The organism is Pseudomonas faucium (genome assembly GCF_021602585.1).
GTDB lineage: Bacteria > Pseudomonadota > Gammaproteobacteria > Pseudomonadales > Pseudomonadaceae > Aquipseudomonas > Aquipseudomonas faucium.
This window is the reverse complement of sequence record NZ_BQIP01000009.1, coordinates 166,027-182,339: the sequence shown is the minus strand read 5'-3', so window position 1 is coordinate 182,339 and position 16,313 is coordinate 166,027. Positions and strand designations below refer to the sequence as shown.

18 protein-coding genes and 1 tRNA gene are annotated in these 16,313 nt (G+C 64.5%); 9 read left to right on the top strand and 10 right to left on the bottom strand.

Annotation, left to right across the window (positions count from 1 at the left end; all coding sequences use genetic code 11):
* Positions 1-225 precede the first annotated feature (225 nt).
* The 6 genes from L6D75_RS13315 to cysG all read left to right on the top strand — a co-directional run bounded on the left by L6D75_RS13315 (position 226) and on the right by cysG (position 7,783).
* Positions 226-2,685 (top strand): DNA translocase FtsK, encoded by a 2,460-nt coding sequence (locus tag L6D75_RS13315; protein WP_176515154.1) that lies wholly within the window; start codon positions 226-228, stop codon positions 2,683-2,685.
* Positions 2,686-2,747: 62 nt separating this feature from the next.
* The gene (lolA, locus tag L6D75_RS13310) at positions 2,748-3,371 is read left to right on the top strand and encodes an outer membrane lipoprotein periplasmic chaperone LolA (RefSeq protein ID WP_176515152.1); all 624 of its coding nucleotides are present in this window, start codon (positions 2,748-2,750) and stop codon (positions 3,369-3,371) included.
* Positions 3,372-3,383: 12 nt separating this feature from the next.
* Positions 3,384-4,709, top strand: coding sequence for a replication-associated recombination protein A (locus tag L6D75_RS13305; RefSeq protein WP_176515150.1), 1,326 nt, complete (start codon positions 3,384-3,386; stop codon positions 4,707-4,709).
* The gene (gene crcB, locus L6D75_RS13300) at positions 4,706-5,080 is read left to right on the top strand and encodes a fluoride efflux transporter CrcB (RefSeq protein ID WP_176515148.1); all 375 of its coding nucleotides are present in this window, start codon (positions 4,706-4,708) and stop codon (positions 5,078-5,080) included. The genes L6D75_RS13305 and crcB overlap by 4 nt, the downstream gene beginning before the upstream one ends.
* Before the next feature lie 30 nt (positions 5,081-5,110).
* Positions 5,111-6,391, top strand: coding sequence for a serine--tRNA ligase (gene serS, locus L6D75_RS13295; RefSeq protein WP_176515146.1), 1,281 nt, complete (start codon positions 5,111-5,113; stop codon positions 6,389-6,391).
* Positions 6,392-7,783, top strand: coding sequence for a siroheme synthase CysG (cysG, locus tag L6D75_RS13290; protein WP_176515144.1), 1,392 nt, complete (start codon positions 6,392-6,394; stop codon positions 7,781-7,783). It abuts the gene before it with no gap.
* A gap of 121 nt (positions 7,784-7,904) precedes the next feature.
* On the opposite strand, the gene L6D75_RS13285 is transcribed toward cysG, so the two are convergent.
* The 8 genes from L6D75_RS13285 to L6D75_RS13250 form a co-directional block, all read right to left on the bottom strand.
* Positions 7,905-8,864: a glutathione S-transferase family protein gene (locus L6D75_RS13285; protein ID WP_176515142.1), complete on the bottom strand. Its 960-nt coding sequence runs from the start codon at positions 8,862-8,864 to the stop codon at positions 7,905-7,907.
* Positions 8,865-8,956: 92 nt separating this feature from the next.
* Positions 8,957-9,943 carry a glycosyl transferase family protein gene (locus tag L6D75_RS13280; protein WP_371871964.1) on the bottom strand — a complete coding sequence of 329 codons (987 nt, stop codon included), beginning with the start codon at positions 9,941-9,943 and terminating at the stop codon, positions 8,957-8,959.
* A gap of 14 nt (positions 9,944-9,957) precedes the next feature.
* A complete protein-coding gene (locus L6D75_RS13275; RefSeq protein ID WP_176515138.1) occupies positions 9,958-10,293 on the bottom strand; it encodes a TusE/DsrC/DsvC family sulfur relay protein in 336 nt (111 codons plus the stop codon).
* Positions 10,290-10,586, bottom strand: a complete 297-nt coding sequence (gene tusB, locus L6D75_RS13270) for a sulfurtransferase complex subunit TusB (protein WP_176515136.1) — start codon at positions 10,584-10,586, stop codon at positions 10,290-10,292. The genes L6D75_RS13275 and tusB overlap by 4 nt, the downstream gene beginning before the upstream one ends.
* Positions 10,586-10,945: a sulfurtransferase complex subunit TusC gene (tusC, locus tag L6D75_RS13265; protein WP_176515134.1), complete on the bottom strand. Its 360-nt coding sequence runs from the start codon at positions 10,943-10,945 to the stop codon at positions 10,586-10,588. The genes tusB and tusC overlap by 1 nt, the downstream gene beginning before the upstream one ends.
* 1 nt (position 10,946) lies before the next feature.
* Positions 10,947-11,339, bottom strand: coding sequence for a sulfurtransferase complex subunit TusD (tusD, locus tag L6D75_RS13260; RefSeq protein ID WP_176515131.1), 393 nt, complete (start codon positions 11,337-11,339; stop codon positions 10,947-10,949).
* Positions 11,340-11,426: 87 nt separating this feature from the next.
* Positions 11,427-12,806 carry a nucleobase:cation symporter-2 family protein gene (locus tag L6D75_RS13255; protein ID WP_176515129.1) on the bottom strand — a complete coding sequence of 460 codons (1,380 nt, stop codon included), beginning with the start codon at positions 12,804-12,806 and terminating at the stop codon, positions 11,427-11,429.
* A 177-nt stretch (positions 12,807-12,983) separates the two neighbouring features.
* Entirely contained in the window at positions 12,984-13,655 is a 672-nt protein-coding gene (locus tag L6D75_RS13250) for a Bax inhibitor-1/YccA family protein (protein WP_176515127.1), read from the bottom strand.
* Between the two features lie 135 nt (positions 13,656-13,790).
* Here L6D75_RS13250 and L6D75_RS13245 point away from each other — a divergent pair.
* Positions 13,791-13,878: transfer RNA gene (locus L6D75_RS13245), tRNA-Ser, on the top strand.
* An 89-nt stretch (positions 13,879-13,967) separates the two neighbouring features.
* Here the strand turns inward: L6D75_RS13245 and L6D75_RS13240 are convergent.
* Positions 13,968-14,204, bottom strand: coding sequence for a hypothetical protein (locus tag L6D75_RS13240; RefSeq protein WP_176515125.1), 237 nt, complete (start codon positions 14,202-14,204; stop codon positions 13,968-13,970).
* 104 nt (positions 14,205-14,308) lie between these two features.
* On the opposite strand from L6D75_RS13240, the gene L6D75_RS13235 reads away from it, so the two are divergent.
* Complete coding sequence (locus L6D75_RS13235; RefSeq protein WP_176515123.1) at positions 14,309-14,596, top strand: hypothetical protein; 288 nt, start codon at positions 14,309-14,311, stop codon at positions 14,594-14,596.
* A 94-nt stretch (positions 14,597-14,690) separates the two neighbouring features.
* Positions 14,691-15,362, top strand: coding sequence for a peptidoglycan DD-metalloendopeptidase family protein (locus L6D75_RS13230; RefSeq protein WP_176515122.1), 672 nt, complete (start codon positions 14,691-14,693; stop codon positions 15,360-15,362).
* Between the two features lie 15 nt (positions 15,363-15,377).
* On the opposite strand, the gene L6D75_RS13225 is transcribed toward L6D75_RS13230, so the two are convergent.
* Positions 15,378-16,292 (bottom strand): LysR family transcriptional regulator, encoded by a 915-nt coding sequence (locus tag L6D75_RS13225; protein ID WP_176515121.1) that lies wholly within the window; start codon positions 16,290-16,292, stop codon positions 15,378-15,380.
* Between the last annotated feature and the right edge of the window lie 21 nt (positions 16,293-16,313).

The window sequence follows — 16,313 nt, the reverse complement described above, 5'->3', positions numbered from 1 at the left end:
CTGGCACATTTGCTGTCACACCTGTGCAAAAACACAGCATAAGCCTTTGTCACAAAAGAAAATGCATGCTCAAATTGCACCTATACGAAAGTCGCCCCCAGCCAAGCTCCATACGGCGTGCCGCCATGGCGGCCGGCGGGCAGTAATGTTAAAAGTAGGGGTTCATTGGCCAGACACCGGCCGATCACTACTGGACGCGCAGCACCGCGCAGGAATAGACGCGTTTTGAAGAAATCCACCGCAACTCCAGCTCCTTTGCCTGTGCCCCAGTGGCGGCAGCAGCTGCATTACCGCCTCAAGGAAGGTGCGTTGATCGCTGTCGGCGCACTGTGCCTGTACCTGTGGATGGCACTGCTGACCTACGACACCTCCGACCCAGGCTTCAGCCACACCAGCAACGTCGACCAGGTGCAGAACGCCGCCGGGCGCGCCGGTGCCTATTTCGCCGACATCCTGTTCATGGTGCTTGGCTACTTCGCCTACATTTTCCCGCTGCTGCTGGCGATCAAGACCTGGCAGATCTTCCGCGAGCGTCACCAGCCCTGGCAGTGGAGCGGCTGGCTGTTCTCCTGGCGGCTGATCGGTTTGGTGTTCCTGGTGCTGTCCGGCGCCGCCCTGGCGCATATCCATTTCCACCCTGCAGCCAGCCTGCCGTTCTCCGCCGGCGGCGCCCTGGGCGAAAGCCTGGGCGACCTGGCGCGCAACCTGCTCAACGTGCAGGGCAGCACGCTGATGTTCATTGCCCTGTTCCTGTTCGGCCTGACCGTGTTCACCGACCTGTCCTGGTTCAAGGTGATGGACATGACCGGCAAGATCACCCTCGACCTGTTCGAACTGGTGCAAGGCGCGGCCAACCGCTGGTGGGAAGCGCGCAACGAGCGCAAGCGCCTGGTGGCGCAGCTGCGTGAAGTGGACGAGCCGAACTTCGACGCAGCGCCCATGGCAGCCGAAAAGCGCGAACCGATCAAGCCGCAGCCGCGTGAGCGCGTTGTCGAGCGCGAAGAGCCGCCAGCCCCAGCCCGGCCGGTCGTGCAGCGTGAGCCCGTGGTGCCCCGCGAAACCGTAATCCCGCGCGAGCAGCCCGTGGCCGCCCCGGTGATCATGCCGCCTGCGGTGAAGGCGCCGGAGCCCAGCAAGCGCGTGATGAAAGAGAAGCAGGCGCCGTTGTTCATCGACAGCGCCGTGGAAGGCACCTTGCCGTCGATCTCGATCCTCGACCCGGCCGAAGAGAAGAAGATCGAGTACTCGCCAGAATCCCTGGCCGGCGTCGGCCAGTTGCTGGAAATCAAGCTCAAGGAATTCGGCGTGGAAGTCACGGTGGACTCCATCCACCCGGGCCCGGTGATCACCCGCTACGAGATCCAGCCGGCGGCCGGGGTCAAGGTCAGCCGTATCGCCAACCTGGCCAAGGACCTTGCGCGGTCGATTGCAGTGACCAGCGTGCGTGTGGTCGAAGTCATCCCCGGCAAGACCACCGTGGGTATCGAGATCCCCAACGAGAACCGCCAGATGGTGCGCTTCTCCGAAGTGCTGGCGACCCCGCAGTACGATGAGCAAAAGTCGCCTGTCACCCTGGCCCTGGGCCACGACATCGGCGGCAAGCCGGTGATCACCGACCTTGCCAAGATGCCGCACCTGCTGGTGGCCGGTACCACCGGTTCCGGTAAGTCGGTGGGCGTGAACGCGATGATCCTGTCGATCCTGTTCAAGTCCAGCCCGGAAGACGCGCGGCTGATCATGATCGACCCGAAGATGCTCGAACTGTCGATTTACGAAGGCATCCCGCACCTGCTGTGCCCGGTGGTCACCGACATGAAGGACGCCGCCAACGCCCTGCGCTGGAGCGTGGCCGAGATGGAGCGGCGCTACAAGCTGATGGCCGCGATGGGCGTGCGCAACCTGGCCGGCTTCAACCGCAAGATCAAGGACGCCCAGGAAGCGGGCGAGGTCATCCACGACCCGTTGTACCGCCGCGAAAGCATGGACGACGAGCCGCCGGCGCTGAAGACCCTGCCGACCATCGTGGTGGTGGTCGACGAATTCGCCGACATGATGATGATCGTCGGCAAGAAGGTCGAAGAGCTGATCGCGCGTATCGCGCAGAAGGCGCGGGCAGCCGGTATCCACCTGATCCTCGCCACCCAGCGCCCGTCGGTGGACGTGATCACCGGCCTGATCAAGGCCAACATCCCGACCCGCATGGCGTTCCAGGTGTCGAGCAAGATCGACTCGCGGACCATCATCGACCAGGGTGGTGCCGAGCAGTTGCTGGGCCACGGTGACATGCTCTACATGCCGCCGGGCACCAGCCTGCCGATCCGCGTGCACGGCGCGTTCGTCTCCGACGATGAAGTGCACCGCGTGGTGGAAGCCTGGAAGCTGCGTGGCGCACCGGACTACAACGACGACATCCTCAACGGCGTGGAAGAGGCCGGCAGCGGCTTCGAAGGCGGCGGCGGTGGTGGCGATGGCGAAGATTCGGAAAGCGACGCGCTGTATGATGAGGCCGTGCAGTTCGTGCTCGAAAGCCGCCGCGCCTCGATTTCGGCGGTGCAGCGCAAGCTGAAGATCGGCTACAACCGCGCCGCCCGCATGATCGAGGCGATGGAGATGGCCGGCGTGGTCACGCCAATGAACAGCAACGGCTCGCGAGAAGTGATCGCCCCAGGCGGCCCACGCGACTGATGAACACCTTGCCCGGCGCCAACGGTGGCGCCGGGCTCCTTCAATGCTCAATGAGGATTAACATGCGCGCGATTCGCATGCTGTTGGTTTCTGCCCTGACCCTGGCGTCTGTCTCGGCCCATGCCGCCGAGCAAGACGTACAGCGCCTGACCCAGTTGCTGGAAAAGTCCCAGACCATCGAAGCCAATTTCTCCCAGCTGACCCTGGATGCCGGCGGCACCAGCCTGCAGGAAACGTCCGGCAAGATGACCGTCAAGCGCCCGGGCCTGTTCTACTGGCACACCAATGCGCCGCAGGAGCAGGTGGTGGTTTCCGACGGCAAGAACGTCACCCTGTGGGACCCGGACCTTGAACAGGCGACCATCAAGAAGCTCGACGTGCGCCTGAACCAGACCCCGGCGCTGCTGCTCTCCGGCGACGTGTCGAAAATCAGCCAGAGCTTCGACATCACCTCCAAGGAGCAGGGCGAAGTGATGGACTTCACCCTCAAGCCGAAAACCAAGGACACCTTGTTCGACTCGCTGCGCGTGTCATTCCGCAAGGGCCTGATCAACGACATGCAACTGGTCGACAGCGTCGGCCAGCGCACCAACATCCTGTTCAACGGGGTCAAGGCCAACCAGGCGGTGCCGGACAGCCAGTTCAAGTTCGACATCCCCAAAGGCGCTGACGTGATCAAGGAGTAAGCGGAGCTCGTCATGGACCTGTTTCGAAGCGAACCTGTTGCCCAGCCCCTGGCTGCCCGACTACGCCCGTCCAACCTGGACGAGTACGTCGGCCAGGAGCACCTGCTGGCGCGTGGCAAACCGCTGCGCGAGGCGCTGGAGCAGGGTGCGCTGCACTCGATGATCTTCTGGGGCCCGCCCGGGGTGGGCAAGACCACCCTGGCGCGGCTGCTGGCACAGTTCTGCGATGCCCACTTCGAAACGGTGTCGGCGGTGCTGGCCGGGGTCAAGGAGATCCGCCAGGCGGTGGAGGTGGCCAAGCAGCAGGCCGCCCAGTACGGCCGGCGCACCATCCTATTCGTCGACGAGGTGCACCGCTTCAACAAGTCGCAGCAGGATGCCTTTCTGCCGTTCGTGGAAGACGGCACGCTGATTTTCATCGGCGCCACCACTGAAAACCCGTCCTTTGAGCTGAACAACGCCTTGCTCTCGCGGGCCCGGGTATACGTGCTCAAGAGCCTCGACGAGCCTGCACTGCGCAAGCTGGTTGACCGGGCCCTCAGTGAAGAGCGGGGCCTGGGCAAGCGCAACCTGCGGGTCGGTGACGACGCCTTCAAGATGCTCATGGCCGCCGCCGACGGCGATGGCCGGCGCATGCTCAACTTCCTCGAGAACGCCTCCGACCTTGCCGAGGACGGTGGCGAGATCGCCGTCGAGCTGCTGCAGAGCCTGCTTGGCGACAGCCGTCGGCGCTTCGACAAGGGCGGCGAGGCCTTCTACGACCAGATTTCCGCGTTGCACAAATCGGTGCGCGGCTCCAACCCGGATGCTGCGCTGTACTGGTTCGCGCGCATGCTCGACGGCGGCTGCGACCCGCTGTACATCGCCCGCCGCGTGGTGCGCATGGCCAGCGAAGACATCGGCAACGCCGACCCGCGCGCCCTGAGCCTGTGCCTGGCGGCCTGGGACGTGCAGGAGCGCCTGGGCAGCCCCGAGGGCGAGCTGGCAGTGGCCCAGGCCATCACCTACATCGCCTGCGCACCGAAGAGCAACGCCGTGTACATGGGCTTCAAGACCGCCCTGCGCGAGGCCGCCGAGCATGGCTCGCTGGAAGTGCCGCTGCACCTGCGCAACGCACCGACCAAACTGATGAAGCAACTGGGCTACGGCGATGAATACCGCTACGCCCACGACGAGCCCGACGCCTACGCCGCCGGTGAAGACTACTTCCCCGACCAGCTCGAACCGCGCCCTTATTACCAGCCGGTGCCGCGCGGCCTGGAGCTGAAGATCGGCGAAAAGTTGCGCCACCTGCACGAACTCGACCGCAACAGCCCCCGCCAACGGAGAAAACCGTGATCGCACTCATCGCCGCCGTCAGCGCAGGTGGCATTGCCGGTACCTTGCTGCGTTTCGCCACCTCGAACTGGGTGGCGGCCAACTGGCCGCGGCACTTCTACCTCGGTACCCTGGCGGTCAACCTGGTCGGCTGCCTGCTGATCGGCCTGCTCTACGGCCTGTTCCTGCACAAGCCGATGGCCCCGGTGGAGCTGCGCGCCGGCCTGATCGTCGGCTTCCTGGGCGGCCTGACCACCTTTTCCTCCTTTTCGCTCGATACCGTGCGCCTCATGGAAAGTGGGCAAGTGCCCCTGGCCGTGGGCTATACCGGTATTAGCGTGATGGGCGGGCTCCTGGCCACCTGGGCCGGCCTGTCCCTGACCCGACTCTGAACCAACCTCTATACATAACGAGAGAACGACATGCTCGATTCCAAACTGTTACGCGGCCAACTCCAGGAAGTGGCTGACCGCCTCGCCTCCCGTGGCTTCAGCCTGGATGTCGCGCGCATCGAATCACTGGAAGAGCGCCGCAAGGCGGTACAGACCCGTACCGAACAGTTGCAGGCCGAGCGTAATGCCCGCTCCAAGTCCATCGGCCAGGCCAAGGCCAAGGGCGAAGACATCGCGCCGCTGATGGCCGACGTCGAGCGCATGGCCAATGAACTGGCCGCTGGCAAGGTCGAGCTGGACGGCATCCAGGCCGAGCTGGACGGCATTCTGCTGACCATCCCGAACCTGCCGGACGCCAGCGTGCCGGTCGGTGCCAGCGAAGACGACAACGTCGAAGTGCGCCGCTGGGGCACCCCGGCCACCTTCGATTTCGAGATCAAGGACCACGTCGCCCTGGGCGAGATCAGCGGTGGCCTGGACTTCGAAGCCGCAGCCAAGCTGTCTGGCGCCCGCTTTGCCGTGCTGCGTGGGCCAATCGCCCGCCTGCACCGCGCCCTGGCGCAGTTCATGATCAACCTGCACACCGGCGAGCACGGCTACGAGGAGCACTACACCCCGTACCTGGTACAGGCTCCAGCCCTGCAGGGCACTGGCCAGCTGCCGAAGTTCGAGGAAGACCTGTTCAAGATCAGCCGCGAAGGCGAAGCCGACTTCTACCTGATCCCGACCGCCGAAGTGTCGCTGACCAACCTGGTGGCGGGCGAGATCCTCGACGCCAAGCAGCTGCCGCTCAAGCTGGTTGCCCATACCCCGTGCTTCCGCAGTGAAGCCGGCGCGTCGGGCCGCGACACCCGCGGCATGATCCGCCAGCACCAGTTCGACAAGGTCGAGATGGTCCAGGTGGTCGAGCCGGCCAAGTCGATGGAAGCCCTGGAAGGCCTGACCGCCAACGCCGAGCGCGTGCTGCAGCTGCTGGAGCTGCCGTACCGCGTGCTGGCCCTGTGCACCGGCGACATGGGCTTTGGCGCGGTGAAGACCTACGACCTGGAAGTGTGGGTGCCGAGCCAGGACAAGTACCGCGAGATCAGCTCCTGCTCCAACTGCGGCGACTTCCAGGCCCGCCGCATGCAGGCGCGCTGGCGCAACCCGGAAACCGGCAAGCCGGAACTGGTGCACACCCTCAATGGCTCCGGCCTGGCGGTAGGCCGCACCCTGGTTGCGGTGCTGGAGAACTACCAGCAGGCCGACGGCTCGATCCGCGTGCCGGACGTGCTCAAGCCGTACATGGGTGGTGTCGAGGTCATCCGCTAAATGGATTACCTGCCGCTGTTCCACAAGCTGCAGGGCGGCCGCGTGCTGGTCGTCGGCGGCGGTGAAATCGCCTTGCGCAAGGCGCGCCTGCTGGCCGATGCCGGCGCCGCGCTGCGGGTGGTAGCGCCCGACGTCGACGGCCAGCTGGCTGCGCTGGCCCGTGAAGGTGGCGGCGAGGTGCTGGTGCGTGGCTATCAGGCAGGCGACCTGGCCGGTTGCCGGCTGGTGATCGCAGCCACCGACGACCCTGGGCTCAATGCCCAGGTGTCGGCCGATGCGCAGGCGCTGAGCCTGCCGGTCAACGTGGTGGATGCGCCGGCCTTGTGCACGGTGATCTTCCCGGCCATCGTCGACCGCTCACCCCTGGTGGTGGCGGTGTCCAGTGGCGGAGACGCCCCGGTGCTGGCGCGCTTGATTCGCGCCAAGCTGGAGGCCTGGATTCCGTCTGCCTATGGTGAACTGGCCGGCCTGGCCGCGCGTTTTCGCGACCGGGTCAAGGCGTTGTACCCCGACGTCAACCAGCGCCGCGGCTTCTGGGAAACCGTTTTCCAGGGCCCGATTGCCGAGCGCCAGCTGGCCGGGCAGGGCGCCGAGGCCGAGAAGCTGTTGCAGGCAATGGTCGACGGCGCGCCGGTGCAGCAGGGCGGCGAGGTGTATCTGGTGGGGGCGGGCCCGGGTGATCCGGACTTGCTGACCTTCCGTGCCTTGCGCCTGATGCAGCAGGCCGACGTGGTGCTGTACGACCGCCTGGTGGCGCCTGCGATCATCGAGATGTGCCGGCGCGATGCCGAACGCATCTACGTGGGCAAGCGCCGCGCCGACCATGCCGTGCCGCAGGACCAGATCAACCGCCTGCTGGTCGATTTGGCCAAGCAAGGCAAGCGCGTACTGCGGCTCAAGGGCGGTGACCCGTTCATCTTCGGCCGGGGTGGCGAGGAGATCGAAGAGCTGGCCGAGCAGGGCATCCCGTTCCAGGTGGTGCCGGGCATTACGGCGGCCAGTGGTTGTTCCGCCTATGGCGGAATTCCGCTGACTCACCGTGACTATGCCCAGTCGGTGCGCTTCGTGACCGGGCACCTCAAGGACGGCACCAGCAACCTGCCTTGGGATGACCTGGTGGCGCCGGCGCAGACCCTGGTGTTCTACATGGGCCTGGTGGGGTTGCCGACCATTTGTGCCGAGCTGATTCGCCATGGGCGTGCGGCCAGCACGCCGGCAGCGCTGGTGCAGCAGGGGACGACGCGCAATCAGCGGGTGTTCACCGGTACGCTGGCGGACTTGCCGGCGCTGGTGGCTCGGCATGAGGTGCATGCGCCGACCTTGGTGATCGTCGGGGAAGTGGTGCGGTTGCGCGAGAAGCTGGCCTGGTTCGAAGGGGCGCAGCAGGACTAGCAATAGGCTGGGGCCGCTTTGCGGCCCTTTCGCGACACAAGGCCGCTCCTACAAAGACCCCATGGTGTCCTGTAGGAGCGGCCTTGTGTCGCGAAAGGGCTGCAAAGCAGCCCCAGCTGTCTCAACCCCGCCAGATCCCCTTGCCCGCCAATCGCTCCCGATCATGCGGCTCGTTGAAGTCCTGAAGCGGCCCCTTGGGCACAATGCCATTCGGGTTGATAGTCTTGTGGCTCATGTAATAGTGCTTCTGGATGTGCTCCATATCCACCGTCTGCGCCACCCCCGGCCACTGATACAGCTCCCTCAGCCAGTTCGACAAGTTCGGGTAATCGCTCAGGCGGCGCAGGTTGCACTTGAAGTGCCCGTGGTACACCGCATCGAAGCGCACCAGCGTGGTAAACAGCCGCACATCAGCCTCGGTCAGGTATTCCCCTGCCAGGTAGCGCTGGCGATCCAGCAGCCCTTCCAGATGATCCAGCTCATCGAACACTTCGTCGAAGGCGGCCACATAGGCCTCCTGCGTGGTGGCGAAGCCTGCGCGATACACGCCGTTGTTCACTGCCGGGTAGATGCGGGCGTTAAGCGCCTCGATGGCCGGGCGCAGCGGCTCGGGATACAGGTCCAGGTGGTTGCCGGTCAGCGCATTGAAGGCGCTGTTGAAGATGCGGATGATCTCCGACGACTCGTTGTTGACGATGCGCTTCTCCTGCTTGTCCCACAGCACGGGCACGGTCACGCGGCCGGTGTAGTGCGGGTCGTCCTGGGTGTAGCGCTGGTGCAGGTAGGTGAGGCCGTCGAGGTGATCGCCGCTGGAGCCTTGCTGCTGGTCGAAGGTCCAGCCGTTCTCCTGCATCAGCCAGCTCACCACCGACACATCGATCAGCGGCTCCAGGCCTTTGAGCGCGCGCACGATCAGGGTGCGGTGGGCCCAGGGGCACGCCAGCGACACATACAGGTGATAGCGGCCAGCCTCGGCGGCGGGCAGTTGATTGCGGCGTTGGGCGTTCTCGCGCTTGAAGGCGCCGTCCTTGCCGTTTTCGTACCACTGGTCATGCCAGCGGCCGTCGATCAAAAGGCCCATGGTGAGCTCCTCGGAACAAAGTCGTTTGTCGTTGGAGCCCAGTCTAGGGGATATCGTTCGAACAACTAGCGCAAAGACTGCGGGGTAGCTATCTACTTATTCGATCGGTTGCGCGCGCTCCAGTAGCCGCGTGCGGTGGCGAATGCCTGTTCGCGGTCCTGGCCCAGGCCGCGCAGGGCCAGCGCCATGGTGGCGACCACGGCCATCTCACCGTAGCTGTCCTCGGCCTCGCCGCGCCAGACGGCCAGCAACTGCTCCGGCTCCAGGCTTGGCGGCTTCACATGGCGGCGTTCGCTGAGCGCCGGCCATTCCTCGTCCCAGCTTTGCCCTGCACTGGTGCCATACAGGTGGCTGATCACGTCAGGGTTGACCTCGATCTCGCCACCGTCGCCCTTGATCACCACGGCATGGTCGCCGAGCAGGCGGCTGGCTTCGCGGTGCACGGCCTGGTAGCCGGGGTGGAAGATGCTCTGCAGGCCGCAGCGGGCGCCCAATGGGTTGAGCACCCGGGCCAGGGAGTGGATGGGCGAGCGCAGGCCGAGGGTGTTGCGCAGGTCGATCATCCGCTGCAGCTGCGGCGCCCAGTCGTGCAGCGGCGCAAAGGCCAGGTGATGCTGGTCCAGGGCCTGGCTGACCGCCGGCCAGTCACGGCACAGCGGAATCTCCAGCAGGGCCAGCAACTGCTCGGTGTACAGGCGCCCGGCCGTGTGTGCGCCACCGCCGTGCAGGAGAATACGCACGCCGTTGTTGGCCAGGCACTTGGCCGCCAGCAGGTACCACGGCAGGTGGCGCTTCTTGCCGGCATAGCTCGGCCAGTCGAGGTCGACCGCGATACGCGGCGCCTGCAGGTGGGCACGCACGGCTTCGGTGAAGCCGGCCAGTTCCTCGGCGCTTTCTTCCTTGTGCCGCAGCAGCATCAGGAAGGCCCCGAGCTGGGTGTCTTCGACCTTGCCTTCGAGCAGCAGGGCCATGGCGGCGCGGGCCTCTTCGCGGGTCAGGCCGCGCGCGCCGCGCTTGCCCTTGCCAAGGATGCGCACGAAGGCGGCGAAGGGGTGTTCGGCCGGGGTTTCCAGGGTCAGCGGGCGGGCGTCGGTCATATGCAGTTGGTCGGCTTGGGCAGGCCCGCGAGCTTGGCAGCGAGCTTGGCGGGGGTGCCATTGAACAGGCGGTTGAGGTGCGGGCTGTTGCCCTTTTCCACGCCCAGCTTGAGCGCGGTGTACTTGATCAGCGGGCGAGTGGCCGGGGAGAGCTGATACTCCGCGTAGAACTGGCGCAGCAGCTCGAGGATTTCCCAGTGCTCGGCGGTTAGCGCAATGCTTTCGCGCGCGGCCAGTGCCTCGGCGGCTTCATGGGACCAGTCTTGCAGGTCGACCAGGAAGCCGTCCTTGTCCAGGGCGATCGCCTGATCGCCAACGGTCAGAGTGTTCATAGCCAGCTGTTGACCTTGTCATGGTGCAGCGACAGCGCGACGAAGGCCGGGTAATCCACCGCCTTGGCCAGCTCGCTGGTGATGGCGCGGGCTTGCAGGTCTTCGTCGAGGGCGAACAGGCGCTGCTCCAGGCCGGCGGCCTGCAGCTGGCGCAGGCTGTCGCTGTCCTCGCGCAGGGCGTACACCGCATCGCCGCACAGCAGCAAGGCATCGTCGTTGCCCAGCAGGCGCAGGCAGCTGCCCAGGCGCTCATCGCCGAACGGGGAATGGGAAATCACGTGCAAGGTCGGCATCAGAGCGTCACCACTTGGTCGTAACGGGCAATCAGCGCCTTGAGCGCCGAATCGTCCAGCACCTCCACCGCCAGTTCCAGGGTGTCGGCGGGCAAGCCGCGGCGGGCCAGGCTGTGCTGGCAGGCGTACAGGGCTTCGACGCCGAACATCGGCAGTGCCTGCAGGTTGGCGCCGAGGTTTTTCTGTTGCACGGCCGCAGGTTGCTGGCCGGGCGCCAGCTGGAAGACGCCGTCATCGAGAAACAGCATGCCCAGCGGCAGGTCGAAGGCGCCGCCGGCAAGGGCGATGTCCAGCGCTTCGCGTGCGCCGGGGCCGTTCCACGGCGCCTGGCGGCTGATGATCAACAAGGACTTGGCCATTTCAATCGCCTCCAAAGCAGACCAGGCGGTCGGCAACCTGCGCGGCCTCATGCAACTGCCCGAGGCCCGAAAGCTCCCAGGGCTGGGGCAGGTTCACCGCCGGGCGCTGGTAGCGCGCGGCTTCGGCCTGGTCGAGCACGCCACGGCGCAAGGCGGCGGCAATGCACACCACGGCGTCGAGCTTCTGGGTTTCGATGAAGGCGCGCCATTGCGCGGCCACGTCCAGCTCGTCCTGGGGGGCGACGATGTTGGCCGAGGCGCTGTGAACCCCGTCCTGGTAGAAGAACAGCCGGGCAATCTCATGCCCGTCGGCCAGCACCGCCTCGGCGAAGCGCAAGGCGCGGCGCGAGGAGGGCGCATGGGCCGGGGAAAAAACCGCGATGGCGAATTTCATGGACAACTCATGCAAAGGAATGCGGCCATGATAAAGCAAAAAGCCCGCGCAGGCAGGCGCGGGCTTTGTCGGCTGAAGCAGGCTGCGTCAGGCGTGTTCCTTGCTCTCCGGCAGGAACCAGTTGAGCAGCAGGGCGCAGATGCCACCGGTGGCTACGCCCGACTCCAGCACATGGCGAATCGCCGCGGGCATGTGTGCGAGGAACTCGGGCACCTGGGCCACGCCCAGGCCCAGCGCCAGCGACACCGAGATGATCAGCAAGGCGCGGCGGTCGAGGCGGGTGCTGGCCAGGATGTTGATGCCCGATGCCGCTACGGCGCCGAACATGACCATCGCCGCACCACCCAGCACCGGCTCCGGCACCGCCTGAATCACCCCGGCAACGCTTGGGAACAGGCCCAGCAGCACCAGCATCACGGCAATCCAGATGCCGATATGGCGGCTGGCGATGCCGGTCAGCTGAATCACGCCGTTGTTCTGGGCGAAGATCGAGCTGGGGAAGGTGTTGAACAGGCCAGCCAGCAGCGAGTTGGCGCCGTTGACCAGCACGCCACCCTTGATCCTTTGCATCCACACCGGGCCTTCGACCGGCTGGCGCGAGACCTTGCTGGTGGCGGTGACATCACCGATGGCTTCCAGCGAGGTCACCAGGTAGATCACCAGCATTGGAATGAACAGCGCCCAGGAGAAGCTCAGGCCAAAGTGCAGCGGCGTCGGCACCTGGAACAATGCGGCCTGGTGCATGCCGGTGAAGTCCAGGCGGCCCAGGTAGCCGGCCAGGGCATAGCCCACGGCCAGGGCGATGACGATGGCGCAGCTGCGCATCCACACCACCGGGATGCGGTTGAGGATCACGATGATCGCCAGCACCACGCCCGACAGCAGCAGGTTCTCGCCATTGGCGAAGGTGCCATCGGCCATCGCGCCGAAGCCGCCGCCCATGCTGATCAGGCCGACCTTGATCAAGGTCAGGCCGATCATCAGCACGACGATGCCGGTTACCAGCGGGGTGATCAGCCGTTTGACGAACGGCAGGATGCGCGACACACCCATCTCCACGAACGAGCCGGCGATGACCACGCCGAAGATCGCCGCCATCACGCTTTCCACCGGCGTACCCTGCTTGACCATCAAAGCGCCACCGGCAATCAGCGGCCCGACGAAGTTGAAGCTGGTGCCCTGCACGATCAGCAGCCCGGCGCCGAACGGGCCGAAGCGTTTGCACTGGACGAAGGTGGCGATGCCGGAAATCACCAGCGACATGGACACGATCAGGTTGGTGTCACGCGCCGACACGCCCAGCGCCTGGCAGATCAGCAGGCCTGGGGTGACGATCGGTACGATGATCGCCAGCAAATGCTGCAGCGCTGCCAGCAGGCCGATCAGCAGCCGCGGCTTGTCTTCGAGGCCAAGCACCAGTTCGTTGGCAGGCGCTGCCGCGTCTGGGCTGTGTTCGTGTGTGCTCATTGCAGGTTGCTGCCCCGGATGAAAAAAGGAGCGCATTCTACGGAATGAAGCGGGATTGGGGTAGTGGCAAGCACGATACCTGCACGATCGGCGGTGAATCGCTGAATAAGCTGACCTTTAAGTCAATTTACGCCCATGAAAAAACCCGCCGAAGCGGGTTTTTTCTTACCGATCGAATCAGTCGTCGCGGCCCATGATGCCGAACAGCTGCAGCAAGCTGATGAACAGGTTGTAGATCGATACATACAGGCTGATGGTAGCCATGATGTAGTTACGCTCACCGCCATGGATGATCGCGCTGGTCTGGAACAGGATGCAGACCGAAGAGAACAGCACGAAGCCCGCGCTGATCGCCAGTTGCAGCCCGCTGATCTGGAAGAAGAAGCTGGCCACCACCGCGCCCAGCAGCACGAAGAAGCCTGCGGTGATGAAGCCGCTGAGGAAGCTCATGTCCTTGCGGCTGATCAGCACATAGGCCGACAGGCCACCGAACACCAGCGCGGTCATGGCAAAGGCCGAGCTGACTACCTCGGCGCCGCCGCTCATGCCCAGGTAGCGGTTGAGGATCGGGCCGAGAATGAAGCCCATGAAACCGGTGAGGGCGAAGGTGGACACCAGGCCCCAAACCGAATCACGCAGTTTGGCGGTGAGGAAGAACAGGCCGTAGAAGCCGATCAGCACCACGAATACGTTGGGGTAGCGCACGCCCATCTGTTGCGAGATGTAGGCCATCACACCGCTGAAGGCGAGGGTGAGTGCCAGCAGGCTGTACGTGTTGCGCAGGACCTTGCTGACCTCGCGCTGCTCGACCTGCTGGCCGTTGTGTACGGCATAATCCTGTTCGCGCATGGCGACACTCCTTGGTAAACCTGTGGTTTTGAAACGTTCTGATTCAAAGGAGTCTATCAGAGGTTCTGTAACCGGCGTCATAGAGAGTTTGACAGCGTGTTTCATTACGGTATTATGGCCGCCGCAAAACGAGCTGGAAGCGTGGCCGAGTGGTTTAAGGCAACGGTCTTGAAAACCGTCGATGGGCAACTATCCTAGAGTTCGAATCTCTACGCTTCCGCCATATTCAAAGCCCTGATTATTCAGGGCTTTTTGCGTTTCTGAGGTCCCAAAAAAAGCCTAATGGGAACATTTTGGGAATACCACCTGCTGCTAGCCTTCCGGCAGCGCTGCACCGCTGACGAATTCATCCGATCCCAGCCGATGCGAGCCGTACTCCACCACGTACCCTTCACCACGGCGCTCTGCCTCTACCTTGGCGGTATTACGGTCCGCATACACGTCGACAAAGTGCCACGGATGTCGATCCCGCAGCACGCCCCACCCTAGCACCCAGCCCTCGTTATCAGGGTCAGGCGGAAGGTTTTTCGCCAAGCTGCGAATACTCATTCCTTGCTCTCCTTGAAATGCACAACCCACAACGAGCGCTCAATGACGAGCCGGCCTAAACTATTGCGCTCCCTTCCTGAACAAACTCCATCAAGGCGCGTGAGATGAAGAAACTACTATCAGGCCTTCTGGTCGCCTTTTCCAGCCTGGCCCAAGCCCAGATCCCTCTCCTGAACGCCACCTGCCCCGGCAACATCGAGGTCCACGCCGACAAGGGCGGCCCGATCTACATCAACGGCAAGGAAGCGAAGCTGAAGAAATTCAACGACAACTACTTCGAAGCCAAAGGCAGTAACGTGACGATCTCGTTGTCGATCAACCCCGATGGCTCCCCTGACGTGTCCTACACCGGTAAGAACCGCGCCAACGGCATCTGCCAGATAAAGAAATAGCGCTGATTTCTTGCCATGCCCAGGCATGCACGCCGCGCGCAGTGCTTTATAGTGGCCGCCTCAATCAATCGCGTCTCCGCTCAAAGGATGTGGTGTGTTTCTCAGGTTCATTCTGATCGCTGTCCTGCTGTCGATCTCCGCGTGCAGTTCCCAACCCCCAAGCTCCAGCGCTTCTGCCAACAAGGTCGTCAGTGGCGTCTACAAGGTAAAGCGCGGCGACACCCTCTATTCGATCGCCACGCGCCACGGCTGGGACTTCAAGGCGCTGGCGCGCTACAACAACATCAGCGCCCCCTACGCGGTGAACGTGGGCCAGAGCATTCGCTTCGGCCCAGGCAACGGCACCGCCACGACGGCTAAAGGCGCCGCCGCGCCGACCACCAAGGTGACCCTGCGTGGCTGGGACTGGCCGATCAAGAACCCCGTGGTCATCGGCCGCTACGCACCGGCCGACAAGCTCAGCAAGGGCATCCGCATCGCCGCAAGCCCTGGCCAGCCGGTGTTCGCAAGCCTCGGCGGCAAGGTGGCTTTCGCCACCAACATTCGCGGCTACGGCAACCTGATCATCCTCCAGCACGGGCCTGCGCACGCCAGCGTCTACGGCCACAACAGCAAGCTGCTGGTCAAGGAAGGCCAGACCGTCAGCAAGGGCCAGAAGATCGCCGAGGCTGGCGACCTGGATACCGACCGCACGCAGCTGTACTTCGAGATCCGCCAGAACGGCAAGCCGGTGGATCCGATGAGCGTGTTGCCGGCACCGAATTGAGCCTGTTCCCGGGGCTCAAGGCAGCCCTACCGGCTGCATGCACGCCCCTAGATCCTCGAGAAACGCCTGCAATATCGGCGGCGCCGCCACCCCGCGGCGGGTAATCACATCAAACGGCGAACTCAGGTCCAGCGTGTTCGCCCCCAACCGGCACATCTCGCCGCTCTTGACCCACTGCTCGGTGAAGTGCACCGGCAAGAAACCGACATACGCCCCGGAAATGATCAGGATCGCCGCCGCCTCGATGTTCTCGACCGTGGCGGCGGCCTTGCTCATGCCCAGCTGGTCGAGGTCGTACTGCTGCATGTAGCCGCGGGCGACCAGGCGGCAGGCGCGCACCTCCTCCAGCAGGCGGCCGTTGCTGGCCTTGCTGGCGAACAAGGGGTGGCGGCGGCCGCAGTACAGGCCCAGCGCCTCGTCGTACAGGGGCAGGTAGGACAGCCCCGGCACCCGCAGGGGGAAGTGCCCGATGGCCAGGTGCAGGCGGCCGTCGAGCACGCGTTCTTCAAGCTCGGCAGGTGTGCCGATGTAGACGTTGAGGTGGGCGTCGTGGCCGCGCGAAACGAAGCGCTGGGTGGTGCGCGGCACCGGCGAGTCGGGGTCGGTGAGGGTGGAGTCGATGATGCCCAGGTTGAGCTTGCCGCTGATGTGCTGCTTGAGCACGTCGGCGTCAAGGCAGAAGCTTTCCACCGCGCCCAGCAGGCGCAGCGCCGCTTCATGGATCGCCACCCCTTGCTCGGTCAGGCGAAAGCCGCTGCGCCCGCGCTGGCACAGCTTCACGCCCAGCCGCGTTTCCAGGTGGGTCATCTGTTCGCTGATGGTCGACTGGCCGGCATTGAGCGCGGCCTGCGCCGCAGAAAAGCCGCCGCAGCGCACGATGGTGGCAAATACCCTGAGCAGCTTGAGATCGACATCGTGGAGCTGGATCACGCCTGGCCTCCTGTCGGTGCG

Bases quoted from the DNA above. Each gene is read 5' to 3' on its own strand.
- lolA (WP_176515152.1), top strand. From the start codon at position 2,748: ATGCGCGCGATTCGCATGCTGTTGGTTTCTGCCCTGACCCTGGCGTCT.
- L6D75_RS13305 (WP_176515150.1), top strand. From the start codon at position 3,384: ATGGACCTGTTTCGAAGCGAACCTGTTGCCCAGCCCCTGGCTGCCCGA.
- serS (WP_176515146.1), top strand. From the start codon at position 5,111: ATGCTCGATTCCAAACTGTTACGCGGCCAACTCCAGGAAGTGGCTGAC.
- cysG (WP_176515144.1), top strand. From the start codon at position 6,392: ATGGATTACCTGCCGCTGTTCCACAAGCTGCAGGGCGGCCGCGTGCTG.
- L6D75_RS13285 (WP_176515142.1), bottom strand. From the start codon at position 8,864: ATGGGCCTTTTGATCGACGGCCGCTGGCATGACCAGTGGTACGAAAAC.
- L6D75_RS13275 (WP_176515138.1), bottom strand. From the start codon at position 10,293: ATGAACACTCTGACCGTTGGCGATCAGGCGATCGCCCTGGACAAGGAC.
- tusB (WP_176515136.1), bottom strand. From the start codon at position 10,586: ATGCCGACCTTGCACGTGATTTCCCATTCCCCGTTCGGCGATGAGCGC.
- tusC (WP_176515134.1), bottom strand. From the start codon at position 10,945: ATGGCCAAGTCCTTGTTGATCATCAGCCGCCAGGCGCCGTGGAACGGC.
- tusD (WP_176515131.1), bottom strand. From the start codon at position 11,339: ATGAAATTCGCCATCGCGGTTTTTTCCCCGGCCCATGCGCCCTCCTCG.
- L6D75_RS13255 (WP_176515129.1), bottom strand. From the start codon at position 12,806: ATGAGCACACACGAACACAGCCCAGACGCGGCAGCGCCTGCCAACGAA.
- L6D75_RS13250 (WP_176515127.1), bottom strand. From the start codon at position 13,655: ATGCGCGAACAGGATTATGCCGTACACAACGGCCAGCAGGTCGAGCAG.
- L6D75_RS13240 (WP_176515125.1), bottom strand. From the start codon at position 14,204: ATGAGTATTCGCAGCTTGGCGAAAAACCTTCCGCCTGACCCTGATAAC.
- L6D75_RS13235 (WP_176515123.1), top strand. From the start codon at position 14,309: ATGAAGAAACTACTATCAGGCCTTCTGGTCGCCTTTTCCAGCCTGGCC.